The organism is Micromonospora sp. CPCC 205554 (assembly GCF_036902745.1).
GTDB lineage: Bacteria > Actinomycetota > Actinomycetes > Mycobacteriales > Micromonosporaceae > Micromonospora > Micromonospora tulbaghiae.
The window spans coordinates 69,885-82,581 of record NZ_JBAKHP010000015.1; the positions used below are offsets into that span (position 1 = coordinate 69,885).

General features: G+C 72.9%; 12 protein-coding genes. 4 read left to right on the plus strand and 8 right to left on the minus strand.

All coding sequences use genetic code 11. The features are described from left to right. The 3 genes from zwf to pgl all read left to right on the plus strand — a co-directional run bounded on the left by zwf (position 1) and on the right by pgl (position 3,368). Positions 1 to 1,515 (plus strand): glucose-6-phosphate dehydrogenase, encoded by a 1,515-nt coding sequence (zwf, locus tag V6U82_RS19560; RefSeq protein WP_120568922.1) that lies wholly within the window; start codon positions 1 to 3, stop codon positions 1,513 to 1,515. Then, positions 1,512 to 2,528, plus strand: coding sequence for a glucose-6-phosphate dehydrogenase assembly protein OpcA (locus tag V6U82_RS19565; RefSeq protein ID WP_334463211.1), 1,017 nt, complete (start codon positions 1,512 to 1,514; stop codon positions 2,526 to 2,528). Before zwf ends, V6U82_RS19565 begins: the two co-directional genes overlap by 4 nt. Positions 2,529 to 2,597: 69 nt before the next feature. Next, entirely contained in the window at positions 2,598 to 3,368 is a 771-nt protein-coding gene (gene pgl, locus V6U82_RS19570) for a 6-phosphogluconolactonase (protein WP_334463213.1), read from the plus strand. Positions 3,369 to 3,408: 40 nt separating this feature from the next. Here pgl and V6U82_RS19575 read toward each other — a convergent pair whose 3' ends face one another. From V6U82_RS19575 to rapZ, 8 genes are all read right to left on the minus strand, one after another. Beyond that, positions 3,409 to 3,753: an RNA polymerase-binding protein RbpA gene (locus tag V6U82_RS19575; RefSeq protein ID WP_073831415.1), complete on the minus strand. Its 345-nt coding sequence runs from the start codon at positions 3,751 to 3,753 to the stop codon at positions 3,409 to 3,411. A gap of 130 nt (positions 3,754 to 3,883) precedes the next feature. Then, entirely contained in the window at positions 3,884 to 4,144 is a 261-nt protein-coding gene (gene secG, locus V6U82_RS19580; RefSeq protein WP_013287463.1) for a preprotein translocase subunit SecG, read from the minus strand. A gap of 95 nt (positions 4,145 to 4,239) precedes the next feature. Further along, entirely contained in the window at positions 4,240 to 5,031 is a 792-nt protein-coding gene (gene tpiA, locus V6U82_RS19585) for a triose-phosphate isomerase (RefSeq protein ID WP_120568920.1), read from the minus strand. Next, a complete protein-coding gene (locus tag V6U82_RS19590) occupies positions 5,032 to 6,231 on the minus strand; it encodes a phosphoglycerate kinase (RefSeq protein WP_334463219.1) in 1,200 nt (399 codons plus the stop codon). A 52-nt stretch (positions 6,232 to 6,283) separates the two neighbouring features. Further along, complete coding sequence (gene gap, locus V6U82_RS19595) at positions 6,284 to 7,288, minus strand: type I glyceraldehyde-3-phosphate dehydrogenase (protein ID WP_120568918.1); 1,005 nt, start codon at positions 7,286 to 7,288, stop codon at positions 6,284 to 6,286. Positions 7,289 to 7,552: 264 nt separating this feature from the next. After that, the gene (gene whiA / locus V6U82_RS19600) at positions 7,553 to 8,533 is read right to left on the minus strand and encodes a DNA-binding protein WhiA (RefSeq protein WP_018788213.1); all 981 of its coding nucleotides are present in this window, start codon (positions 8,531 to 8,533) and stop codon (positions 7,553 to 7,555) included. Between the two features lie 54 nt (positions 8,534 to 8,587). Continuing rightward, a complete protein-coding gene (locus tag V6U82_RS19605; RefSeq protein WP_334463222.1) occupies positions 8,588 to 9,592 on the minus strand; it encodes a gluconeogenesis factor YvcK family protein in 1,005 nt (334 codons plus the stop codon). After that, positions 9,589 to 10,500, minus strand: coding sequence for an RNase adapter RapZ (rapZ, locus tag V6U82_RS19610; protein ID WP_221488539.1), 912 nt, complete (start codon positions 10,498 to 10,500; stop codon positions 9,589 to 9,591). The genes V6U82_RS19605 and rapZ overlap by 4 nt, the downstream gene beginning before the upstream one ends. A 199-nt stretch (positions 10,501 to 10,699) precedes the next feature. Between rapZ and recQ the strand changes: the two genes are divergently transcribed. Continuing rightward, positions 10,700 to 12,553, plus strand: a complete 1,854-nt coding sequence (gene recQ / locus V6U82_RS19615; RefSeq protein WP_334463223.1) for a DNA helicase RecQ — start codon at positions 10,700 to 10,702, stop codon at positions 12,551 to 12,553. Positions 12,554 to 12,697: the final 144 nt, after the last annotated feature.

Below are 12,697 nucleotides of genomic sequence, written 5' to 3' on the forward strand. Positions count from 1 at the left end.
GTGAACCCGCTGCGCGATCCGCAGGACCGGCGGCTGCCCCGGATCCCCGAGCCGTGTGCCCTGGTGATCTTCGGGGTGACGGGCGACCTGGCCCGCAAGAAGCTGCTGCCGGCGGTCTACGACCTGGCCAACCGAGGGCTCCTGCCGCCCGGCTTCGTGGTGCTGGGCTTCGCGCGCCGGGACTGGGGCGACGGCGACTTCGAGTCGGTGGCGCACGACGCGGCCAAGAAGCACGCCCGTACCCCGTGGCGGGAGGAGGTGTGGGCCCGGCTCGCCGGCAACATCAAGTTCGTCGGCGGCTCGTTCGACGACGACGCCGCGTTCGACCAGCTCGCCGCCACGCTCGACGAGCTGCGCGACTCGCACGGCATCCCCGGCAACGCCGCCTTCTACTTCTCCATCCCCCCGGCGGCCTTCCCGGTGGTGCTCAAGCAGCTCGCCCGCACCGGCATGGCGGACAACGCCAAGTCCGGCGGCTGGCGCCGGGTGGTGGTGGAGAAGCCGTTCGGCAACGACCTGCCCTCGGCCAAGGCGCTCAACGACCTGGTCGACGACGTCTTCACCCGCCAGGACGTGTTCCGGATCGACCACTACCTGGGCAAGGAGACGGTCCAGAACATCCTGGCGCTGCGCTTCGCGAACAACCTGTTCGAGCCGCTGTGGAACTCCAAGTACGTCGACTCGGTGCAGATCACCATGGCCGAGGACGTCGGCATCGGCACCCGGGCGGCGTTCTACGACTCCGTCGGCACTGCCCGCGACGTGCTCCAGAACCACCTGCTCCAGCTGCTCGCGCTGGTCGCGATGGAGGAGCCGACGAGTTTCGACGCCGACGAGATCCGGGCCGAGAAGCTCAAGGTGCTCAAGGCGATCACCGTGCCGCACGACGTCTCCGAGGACACCGTGCGCGGCCAGTACCTGCCCGGCTGGGTGGGCGGCGAGCGCGCCAAGGGCTACCTGGAGGAGGAGGGCGTCCCGGAGGGCTCCACCACCGAGACGTACGTGGCGGTGAAGCTGGGCATCCAGAACCGCCGCTGGGCCGGGGTGCCGTTCTACATCCGGGCCGGCAAGCGGCTGCCCCGGCGGGTCACCGAGGTGGCCATCATGTTCAAGAAGGCGCCGCACCTGCCGTTCAACGCCGCCGACATGGAGTCCCTCGGCCCCAACCAGCTCGTCATCCGGGTGCAGCCGGACGAGGGCGTGGTGCTGAAGTTCGGCTCCAAGGTGCCGGGCACCACGATGGAGGTCCGCGACATCGCCATGGACTTCCAGTACGGCGAGGCGTTCACCGAGTCCAGCCCCGAGGCGTACGAGCGGCTGGTGCTGGACGTGCTGATCGGCGACCGGACGCTGTTCCCGGACGCCGCCGAGGTGGAGCAGAGCTGGCAGGTCGTCGACCCGCTGGAGCACGCCTGGGAGGGCACGACCCCGGAGCCGTACCGGGCCGGTGAGTGGGGGCCCCGGGCCGCCGACGAGATGCTGGCCCGCGAGGGCCGGGCTTGGAGAAGAGCATGATCGGGCTGTGGGACACCACCGGCAACGAGGTGGTCAAGGCGCTGGCCGCGGAACGGCGCAGCGCGGGCGGGGTGGCCAGCGGCATGGCGCTCACGCTGATCGTGGTGGTGGACGAGAAGCGGGTCCGCGAGGCGGAGGCGGCGGCCACCATCGCCGCGGCGGCGCATCCGTGCCGGCTGCTCGTGGTGGTCCGTTCCGACGTGGAACGCGACCGCAACCGGCTGGACGCGGAGATCGTCGTGGGTGGCCGGCTCGGCCCGTGCGAGGCGGTCGTGACCCGGATGTACGGGCGGCTCGCGCTGCACGCCGAGTCGGTGGTGATGCCGCTGCTGGTGCCGGACGTGCCGGTGGTGACGTGGTGGCACGGCGAGCCGCCGGAGGAGATCTCCACCGACTTCCTCGGCGTGGTCGCGGACCGGCGGATCACCGACTCGGCGCAGGCCGCCGACCCGATCGCCGCGCTGCGCCAGCGGGCCCACGACTACGCCCCGGGCGACACCGACCTGGCGTGGACCCGGATCACCCCGTGGCGCACGCTCGTGGCGGGCGCGTTCGACACCACCCAGGCCCGGGTCACCGAGGCCAGCGTGGTGGCGCCCGCGTCCGACCCGACGGCGGCGCTGATGCGCGGCTGGCTGAAGGCCCGGCTCGGCATCGACCCGGTCCTGACCGCCACCGACGAGTTCCCGCGGATGCGCCAGGTGCAGTTGCGCTGCGCCAACGGCGACGAGCTGACGCTCACCCGGGACGACAGCGTCGCGGTGTTCCGGCGTACCGGGCAGGAGGACCGCACGCTGCCGCTGGTGCGCCGGCCGCTCGGTGACGAGCTGGCCGAGGAGCTGCGCCGCCTCGACGCCGACCAGGTGTACGCGGAGGCGCTCGGCGCCGCGGCCGGGATCACCGGGCTCGACCAGCGCCCGGCGCAGCGGGTGCACGTGTGGAAGGATCCGGCGACCGCCCAGCGGGCCGAGGCCGGCGTGACCGCGCACGCGGGCGCGACCGCGAACGAGTGACCGCCCGGACCGGGCGGTCGGAGGCACAGGTGACCGCCGGTGGGCGGTCGGAACACGAGGGCACGACGGATGACTGAGGCGAGTGTCGCCGTACACGCCGACCCCGACCTGCTGGCGCAGGCGGTGGCGGCCCGGCTGGTGGTGAAGCTGCTCGACGCGCAGGCCGAGCGCGGCCAGGCGTCGGTGGTCCTGACCGGCGGGCGGATCGCCGCGGCGGTGTACCGGGCGGTCGGGCAGCTGCCCGCCCGGGACGCGGTCGACTGGTCCCGGGTCGACGTGTGGTGGGGCGACGAGCGGTTCCTTCCCGCCGGCGACCCGGAGCGCAACGAGACGCAGGCGCGGGCGGCGCTGCTGGACACGGTGCCGCTCGACCCGGCCCGGGTGCACCCGATGCCGGCGTCGGACGGCCCTGCGGGCGACGACCCGGAGGCGGCCGCGGCCGGGTACGCGCGGGAGCTTGCCGCCGCCGCCCGGCCCGGGAACGCGGTGGTGCCGCACTTCGACGTGCTGATGCTCGGCGTCGGCGAGGACGGGCATGTGGCGTCGGTGTTCCCGGAGCACCCGGTGCACCACGACAACCGGCCGGTCAGCGCGGTGCGGGGCAGCCCGAAGCCGCCGCCGGTGCGGACCACGCTGACCCTGCCGACGATCAACACGGCCGAGGAGGTCTGGCTGGTCGCCGCCGGGGCGGACAAGGCCCGGGCGGTGGGCATGGCGCTGGCCGGGGCCGGGCCGGTGCAGCTGCCGGCCGCCGGGGTGCGGGGCGTCTCCCGTACCCTCTGGCTCCTCGACCGGGCCGCCGCGGCGAACGTGCCGCCGCGCCTGCGCAGCCTCCGCTGAACCGCCGTGGAGGGCCCGTCCGGGCCCTCCACGACCGGCCTCAGGCGCGGCCGCGACGCCGGCGCAGCGCGTCGAGGGCCTCGGCGAGCAGCGCCTCACCCTCCTCCGGCGTGCGCCGCTCCTGCACGTACGCCAGGTGGGTCTTGTACGGCTCGGCGCGCTGGCGGCCCGGCGGGTCGCCCGGGTCGGGGCCGGCCGGCTCGCCGCAGCGGGGGCACTCCCAGGCGGCGGGCGTCTCCGCCTCGGCGGCGATCAGGAACTCGACCCGGTGCCCGTGGCGGCACCAGTAGACGACCGGGCGGCGCGGCGCAGGTTCGACCCGCTGGTCGAACCGCTCGGGGGCGGACCCGACCCGGGTGCCGCGGATGACGTTGTTGCTGGGCACGGTTGCTCGCTCCCTGTCGTCGGAGGGGACCGCCGCCGGAGGGGGTGGGCGACGGGCGACGCGCGGAGAAACAAAACTGCGCGCGGTCCGTGACGGACCGCGCGCAGATTGTACGCTTCCCAGCGCCGACTCAGGTGCCGCTGGCCATCTGCAGCCGCAGCCAGAGCCCGAGCCCGACGATGCACGCGAACCAGACGATTCCCACCAGAACGGTGTAGCGGTCGAGGTTCTTCTCGGCCACCGACGAACCGGCCAGGCTGGAGCTGACGCCGCCGCCGAACATGCTCGACAACCCGCCGCCCTTACCGCGGTGCAGGAGGATCAGCAGGGTGAGCAGGACGCTCGTGATGACCAGCAACACGATCATCGTGTAGGCGAACCAGATCGGCATGGCGGGGGTCAGTCCTCTCGTTGCGATCACTGCCCGGACCTGTCGGGCACTGCGGCACCGACCGGTGGACGGGCAGCGTCAAGGATAGCGAGCGATCAGCGGGCGATGTGCTCCGGGAACCGGCAGATCTGCGCGAACTCCTCCGCGTCCAGGCTGGCGCCCCCGACCAGAGCCCCGTCCACGTCCGGCTGCGCCATGATCGCGGCGACGTTCGACGCCTTGACCGACCCGCCGTACAGGATCCGGACCTGCTCGGCGGTGCCCTCGTCGTAGGTCTCGGCGATGCGCTTGCGCACCGCGCCGCAGACCTCCTGGGCGTCGTCCGGGGTCGCCGTCTTGCCGGTGCCGATCGCCCAGACCGGCTCGTACGCCACGACGACCTTGGTGACCTGCTCGGCGGTGAGCCCCTTCAGCGCGCCGTCGAGCTGGTCGCAGCAGTGCCGCACCTGACCCGACTGCTCCCGGACCTCCAGGCCCTCGCCGATGCAGAGGATCGGGGTGAGCCCGTTCGCCAGCGCCGCCGACACCTTCGCGTTGACCAGCGCGTCGTCCTCGTGGTGGTACTGCCGCCGCTCGGAGTGGCCGACCACCACGTAACCGCAGCCCAGCTTGGCCAGCATCGGACCGGCGATGTCACCGGTGTACGCGCCCGACGGGTGCGGCGACAGGTCCTGCGCCCCGTAGCCGATCAGCAGCTTGTCGCCGTCCACCGCGGTCTGCACGGTACGCAGGTCGGTGAAGGGCGGCAGCACCACGCACTCGACGTCGGTGAGCTGCTTCTCGTTCAGGCTCGCGGCCAGCTTCTGCACCAGCAGGTTGGCCTCGAGGTGGTTCAGGTTCATCTTCCAGTTGCCGGCCATCAGCGGCCGGCGGGTCGTGCTCGCCATTCAGTTCTCCAGGGCCGCGATGCCGGGGAGGGTCTTGCCCTCCAGGTATTCCAGGGAGGCGCCACCACCGGTGGAGATGTGCCCGAACGAGGACTCGTCCAGGCCCAGCGCACGCACCGCCGCGGCCGAGTCGCCGCCGCCGACCACGCTGAACGCGTCGGCCTTGGTGATCGCCTCGGCCACGCCCCGGGTGCCGTTGGCGAACGCCGCCATCTCGAACACGCCCATCGGGCCGTTCCAGAAGACGGTCTTCGCCTGCGACAGCGCGGCGGCGAAACCGGCCACCGTCTCCGGACCGATGTCCAGGCCCAGCCGGTGGCTGGGGATGCCGTCGGCGGGCACCGTGTCGTGCGCGGCGTCCGGCGCGAACGCGTCGGCGGCCACCACGTCGACCGGGAGCATGATCTTGCCCGGCGCGCGCTCCATCAGGTTGCGGCAGGTCTCGACCATGTCCTTCTCCAGCAGCGACGTGCCCACCTCGTGGCCCTGGGCCTTGAGGAAGGTGAAGCACATCCCGCCGCCGATGAGCAGCCGGTCGACGGTCGGCAGCAGCGCCTCGATCACGGCCAGCTTGTCGGAGACCTTCGAGCCGCCCAGCACCACCACGTACGGCCGCTCCGGCTCGCCGGTGAGACGGCTGAGCACCTCGACCTCGCGCAGCACCAGCCGGCCCGCGAAGTGCGGCAGCCGGGCCGGTACGTCGTGCACGCTGGCGTGCTTGCGGTGCACCGCGCCGAACGCGTCGTCCACGTAGGCGTCGCCGAGCGCGGCGAGCTGGTCGGCGAACGCGCCCCGCTCCGCGTCGTCCTTGCTGGTCTCGCCCTTGTTGAACCGCAGGTTCTCCAGCAGCGCGACCTGGCCGTCGGCCAGGGCACCCACCGTGGACCGCGCCGAGTCGCCGACGGTGTCCTCGGCGAAGTGCACCGGGGCGCCGAGCAGCTCGCCGAGCCGCCCGGCGACCGGGCGGAGGCTGAACTGCGGGTCGGGCGCGCCCTTCGGGCGGCCCAGGTGCGAGCAGACGACCACCTTCGCGCCGGCCTGCACCAGCGCGCTCAGCGTCGGCAGGACGGCCCGGATCCGGCCGTCGTCCGTGATCTCCCCGGTCTGCTTGTCGAGCGGGACGTTCAGGTCGGCGCGCACCAGCACGCGCCGACCCGACACCCCCTCGGCGAGCAGGTCGTCGAGGTTGCGGATCGTCACAGAGCTAGCCCTCCGTTCGTGACTGCGGGGCTCGCAAGCTCGCTCCTCGCACTCACAGGGACTGACCCACCAGCTTGACCAGGTCCACCAGGCGGTTCGAGTAGCCCCACTCGTTGTCGTACCAGCCGACGACCTTGACCTGGTTGCCGATCACCTTGGTCAGCGGCGCGTCGAAGATGCACGACGCCGGGTCGGTCACGATGTCGGCGGAGACGATCGGGTCCTCGTTGTAGGTGAGGATGCCCCGCAGCGGGCCCTCGGCGGCGGCCTTGAGCGCGGCGTTGACCTCGTCCACGGTGGTCTCCCGGCCGACCTCCACGGTCAGGTCGGTGGCCGAGCCGGTCGGGATCGGCACGCGCAGCGCGTACCCGTCCAGCTTGCCCTTCAGCTCCGGCAGCACCAGGCCGATGGCCTTCGCGGCACCGGTCGAGGTCGGCACGATGTTGAGCGCGGCGGCCCGGGCCCGGCGCAGGTCCTTGTGCGGCGCGTCCTGCAGGTTCTGGTCCTGCGTGTACGCGTGGATGGTGGTCATCAGACCCTGCTTGATGCCGAACGTGTCCTGCAGGACCTTCGCCATCGGCGCGAGGCAGTTGGTGGTGCAGGACGCATTCGAGATGATGTTGTGCTTGGCCGGGTCGTACTGGTCCTGGTTGACGCCCATGACCACTGTGACGTCCTCGTTCTTCGCCGGAGCGGAGATGATGACCTTCTTGGCCCCGCCGTCGAGGTGCGCCTTCGCCTTGGTGGCGTCGGTGAAGAAGCCGGTGGACTCGATGACCACGTCGGCGCCGACCTCGCCCCACGGCAGCTTCGCCGGGTCCTTCTCGGCGTACGCCTTGATGGTCTTGCCGCCCACGGTGATCTCGTCGGCGGTGGCCTTCACCTCGTGCGGGAGGCGGCCCAGGATGCTGTCGTACTTGACAAGGTGGGCGAGCGTCGCGTTGTCGGTCAGGTCGTTGACCGCCACGACCTCGACGTCAGCGCCGGACGCCAGCACTGCCCGGAAGAAGTTGCGGCCGATCCGGCCGAAGCCGTTGATGCCAACCCGGATGGTCACAGGTCCCATCTCCTCGCGTTCTGGTCCGCCGGCGTCAGACCGCGGCCGGCGGAGGTGTGTGCGCCGACCGTTGGAGCCGGCCGTCGACATGTCATCTCGGCCACCCCGCCGCGGTCACGGAGACCTGACCGCCCGAGGCGGTGAGCACGGCGAGGAGCGCCTGTTCCGGCCCCCTTGCCGTACGCAGCGACCATATCCGAGCGCGCGGCGTCGCGCTGCGGCGGGTGGTGATCCCGCTCGCGGTGCGATGCCGCCCGAGTCCTATCAGACCACGAGCATGTCCGGCGTGACTGCCGCTTCCGTATCCGGGATGCCCAGGTCACGGGCACGCTTGTCGGCCAGCGCGAGCAGCCGGCGGATCCGGCCGGCGATGGCGTCCTTGGTCAGCGGCGGCTCGGCGAGCGCACCGAGTTCCTCCAGCGAGGCCTGACGGTGCTCCAGGCGCAGCCGCCCGGCCGAGGTCAGGTGGTTCGGGGCGTCGTCGGCGAGGATCTCCAGCGCGCGGGTCACCCGGGCGGCGGCAGCCACCGCGGCGCGGGCGGAGCGGCGCAGGTTCGCGTCGTCGAAGTTCGCCAGCCGGTTCGCGGTCGCGCGCACCTCCCGGCGTACCCGGCGCTCCTCCCAGGCCAGCACGCTGGAGTGCGCGCCGATGCGGGTGAGCAGCGCGGCGATCGCGTCACCGTCCTTGACCACCACCCGGTCCACGCCGCGCACCTCGCGGTTCTTGGCGGTGATGCCGATGCGGCGGGCGGCGCCGACCAGCGCCAGCGCCGACTCGGGGCCCGGGCAGGTGATCTCCAGCGCGCTGGAGCGGCCCGGCTCGGTGAGCGAGCCGTGCGCCATGAACGCGCCCCGCCAGGCCGACACGGCACAGCAGACGTTCGCGGCCACCACGTGCGGCGGCAGGCCGCGCACCGGGCGGCCCCGCACGTCGAGCAGGCCGGTCTGCCGGGCGAGCGCCTCGCCGTCCTTGACCACCCGCACGATGAAATGGCTGCCCTTGCGCAGCCCGCCGGAGGCGAGCACGTGGATCTCGCTCGGGTAGCCGTACACCTCGGCGATCTCCCGCCGCAGCCGCCGCGCCACCGCGCCGGTGTCCAGCTCCGCCTCGACCACGACGCGGCCCGACACGATGTGCAGGCCGCCGGCGAAACGCAGCAGGGCGGCCATCTCCGCCCGGCGACAGCAGGGCTTGGGCACGTCGACCCGACTCAGCTCGTCCTTGACCGCAGCCGTCATCGCCATAGTGCGCCCCCTCACGGACCGGTTCCGGCGTGTCGCCGGTGATTACGTACGTGTCTAACGATCGGCGCGCAGGACAGGCACCAGCGCGGCGCCCAGGGCGGCTGGATCATGACGGGGCGTGCCGTCGAGGACGGCGACGGGAGCGAGGACCAGCCGGGCACCCAGCGATTCTGCCGCACGTTCGACCGCCGCGGGATCACCCACCGCCGTGGAGTCGGCGAGCACCCGGTCCACCTTCAACTCGGGCAGATAGCGCCGCAGGGTGTCCAGATGGTCGGGTAGGGAGAGCCCCGAGGTCTCCTTCTCGGCCACCAGGTTGAGCGTGACCAGCCGCCGCGCCGGGCTGGACACGATCGCGTCGGCCAGTCCCGGCACCAGCAGGTGCGGCAGCACACTCGTGTACCAGCTGCCCGGCCCGAAGATCAGCCAGTCCGCGGCGTGCACCGCCGTCACCGCCTCGGCGCACGCGGCCGGCGCGGACGGGTTGAGCCGCAGCGACTCGACCGTGCCCGGGGTGACCGCGACCTGGTGCTGGCCGCGCACCGTGGACACCTCGTCCGGATGCTCCGGGTCGGCGCCGCGGACCCGGGCCTCGATGCCCACCGGCTGGCGGGACATCGGCAGCACCCGCCCCACCGCGCCGAGCATCGCCCCGGCGTGGTCGAGCGCGGCCACCGGGTCGCCGAGCAGCTCGGTGAGCCCGTGCAGCAGCAGGTTGCCGACCGCGTGGCCGGCGAGCGAGTCGCCGACCGCGACCGGGACCGGCGCGGCGATCGTCGGCGCCGGCGGCACCGCGGCGGCGAAGCGGTGCTGGAACAACGCCGCGCTGCGCCGGGTGGCCGGGTGGTCACCGGCCAGCGCGACGAGCGCCTGCCGCAGGTCACCCGGCGGCAGGCCGCCGCGCTCGGCGCGCAACCGGCCGCTGGAGCCGCCGTCGTCACCGACGGTGACCACCGCGGTGATGTCCAGGTCCAGTTCGGGTACGCAGTGACGCAGCGCCCGCAGCGACGCCGAGAGCCCGTGCCCGCCGCCGAAGGCGACCACCCTGGTCGGGGTCACTCCCGCCCCAGGTCCCGGTGCTGGGCGTTGGCGGCGATGCCGGAGTGGCGCAGCCGGGAGGCCAGCTCCTCGGCGATGGCCACGCTGCGGTGCTTGCCGCCGGTGCAGCCGACCGCCACGGTCAGGTAGCGCTTGCCCTCCCGCTCGAACCCGGCGGTGGTGGCGTTGACCAGGTCGGCGTAGCCGGCCACGAACGCGTCGGCGCCCTCCTGGCCCAGCACGTACGCGCTCACCGCCTCCTCGCGGCCGGTGTGCTCGCGCAGCTCCGGCACCCAGTACGGGTTCGGCAGGAAGCGGGCGTCCATCACGAAGTCGGCGTCCGGCGGCAGGCCGTACTTGAAGCCGAACGAGATCACGGTGATCCGCAGCCGTCGGGCGTCCTCGCCGCCGAACAGCTCCTCGACCCGGCGGCGCAGCTGGTTCACGTTCAGGTGGCTGGTGTCGATGATCACGTCGGCCTGCTCGCGGGCCTCCTCCAGCAGCGCCCGCTCGACCGCGATGCCGTCGGCCAGCCGCCCGTCGCCCTGCAGCGGGTGCGAGCGGCGCACGCTCTCGAACCGGCGGATCAGCACCTCGTCGTCCGCGTCGACGAAGACCACCCGGGGCTGGAAGCCGCGCTCACGCAGCTCCCGGATCGCCCCGGCCAGGTCGGTGGAGAACGCGCGCGAGCGCACGTCCAGCACCATCGCCGTACGCCGGGCCGCGCCGCCGGCCTTGAACGCCAGCTCGGCCATGTCCAGCAGCAGCGCCTGGGGCAGGTTGTCGACCACGTAGTAGCCGACGTTCTCCAACGCCCGCGCCACGGTGCTGCGCCCGCCGCCGGACAGGCCCGTCACCACCACCAGGGAGGTGTCCGACTCGGCCGGCGCCGGTCGCACCGGAGTCGTCTCGGCCTCGGTCGGCCCCAGGTCACCCGCTGTACGCGCCTCGCTCACCCGCTACCCCCAGCCGTGGCGCCGCGGCCGGTCGGCCGCGCATGGTCAATCAGCGACTCTAACGGCTGCGGCCCGGTCCGGGATTCCACGGGGTGACGACCGGAACATCTCGGCGGCCCCGGGACGGCTCGCCGGGACGGGCGGTGTCGGGGGACGCTCGTAGACTGCGCGGATGGTCTCCCCCACCGACGAGCGGACCAACGCCCCGCAGACCGGCGACGCCCTCGAGGTGCTGCGCCGGGTCTTCGGGTACGACGCCTTCCGCGGCTTCCAGCAGGAGGTCGTCGAGCACGTGGTGGCCGGCGGCGACGCGCTGGTGCTCATGCCCACCGGTGGCGGCAAGTCGCTGTGCTACCAGATCCCCGCGCTGGTCCGCGACGGCGTGGCGGTGGTCGTCTCGCCGCTGATCGCGCTCATGCAGGACCAGGTCGACGCGCTCACCGCGGTCGGCGTCCGGGCCGGGTTCCTCAACTCGACCCAGGATCCCGCGCAGCGGCGCCGGGTCGAGGCCGCCTACCTCGCCGGCGAGCTGGACCTGCTCTACCTCGCCCCGGAGGGGCTAGCCGTACGCTCCACGCTCGGCCTGCTCGAACGCGGCCGGATCGCGTTGTTCGCGATCGACGAGGCGCACTGCGTGTCGCAGTGGGGGCACGACTTCCGCCCCGACTACCTCAACCTGTCGATGCTGCACGAGCGCTGGCCGGACGTACCGCGGATCGCGCTGACCGCCACCGCGACCCGGGCCACGCGCACCGAGATCGCCACCCGGCTGCGGCTCACCGAGGCCCGGCACTTCGTCGCCAGCTTCGACCGGCCCAACATCCAGTACCGCATCGTGCCCAAACGGGAACCGCGCAAGCAGTTGCTGAGCCTGCTGCGCGACGAGCACCCCGGCGACGCCGGCATCGTCTACTGCCTGTCCCGGGCCTCGGTGGAGAAGACCGCCGAGTTCCTGGTCGTCAACGGCATCCCCGCGCTGCCCTACCACGCCGGGCTGGACGCCGCGACCCGCGCCGCCAACCAGCAGCGCTTCCTGCGCGAGGACGGCCTGGTCATGGTCGCCACCATCGCGTTCGGCATGGGCATCGACAAGCCCGACGTACGCTTCGTCGCCCACCTCGACCTGCCGAAGTCGGTGGAGGGCTACTACCAGGAGACCGGCCGCGCCGGGCGCGACGGGCTGCCGTCCACGGCCTGGCTGGCGTACGGGCTCCAGGACGTGGTGCAGCAACGCAAGATGATCGAGACGTCCGAGGGCGACCTGGCGCACCGGCGCAACCTCGCCGCCCACCTGGACGCGATGCTGGCGCTCTGCGAGACGGTCCGCTGCCGCCGCGCCCAGCTGCTCGAATACTTCGGCGAGACCGAGGTGGCCGACTGCGGCAACTGCGACACCTGCCTCGACCCGCCCGAGTCCTGGGACGGCACCGTCGCCGCGCAGAAGCTGCTGTCCACCGTCTACCGGCTCGACCGCGAACGCAACCAGCGCTTCGGTGCCGGGCACAGCATCGACATCCTGCTCGGCAAGCACACCGACAAGATCGACCAGCACGGCCACGACGCGCTGAGCACCTTCGGCATCGGCACCGAACTACGCGAGGCCGAGTGGCGTGGCGTGGTGCGCCAACTGCTGGCCGAGGGTCTGCTGGCCGTCGAGGGCGACTACGGCACGCTGGCGCTGACCGAGGCCAGCGCGGACGTGCTCGGCCGCCGACGTACCGTCACCCTGCGCAAGGAGCCGGACCGCCCGGCCGGCCGGTCCGCCAAGCCGCGGGGCGCGGCCACCGTCGTCGCCGACCTCTCCCCCGCCGCCGCGCCCGTCTTCGAGCGGCTCCGCGCGTGGCGCGCGGCCACCGCCAAGGAACAGGGCGTCCCCGCGTACGTCATCTTCCACGACGCGACCCTGCGGCAGATCGCCGCCGAGACGCCCGCCTCACTGGCCGAGCTGTCCCGGGTCAACGGGGTCGGCGAGAACAAGCTCGCCAAGTACGGCGAGGCGATCCTGGCCGTCCTCGCCGAGTCCTGACACACGCACGAAAGGGCCCGACCCCGTGGTGGGGTCGGGCCCTTTCGCGTGTTCTTGCTTTGCAGCCGTATGCGCGGCGGGGTCTTAGCTGGTGCTGTAGCCGCGGGTGGCGATCCAGTCGGCGAGGTTGTCGATGCTCATGCG

Coding starts and splice junctions, on each gene's coding strand:
- V6U82_RS19565 (WP_334463211.1), top strand. CDS start 1,512: ATGATCGGGCTGTGGGACACCACCGGCAACGAGGTGGTCAAGGCGCTG.
- pgl (WP_334463213.1), top strand. CDS start 2,598: ATGACTGAGGCGAGTGTCGCCGTACACGCCGACCCCGACCTGCTGGCG.
- secG (WP_013287463.1), bottom strand. CDS start 4,144: ATGCCGATCTGGTTCGCCTACACGATGATCGTGTTGCTGGTCATCACG.
- tpiA (WP_120568920.1), bottom strand. CDS start 5,031: ATGGCGAGCACGACCCGCCGGCCGCTGATGGCCGGCAACTGGAAGATG.
- whiA (WP_018788213.1), bottom strand. CDS start 8,533: ATGGCGATGACGGCTGCGGTCAAGGACGAGCTGAGTCGGGTCGACGTG.
- recQ (WP_334463223.1), top strand. CDS start 10,700: ATGGTCTCCCCCACCGACGAGCGGACCAACGCCCCGCAGACCGGCGAC.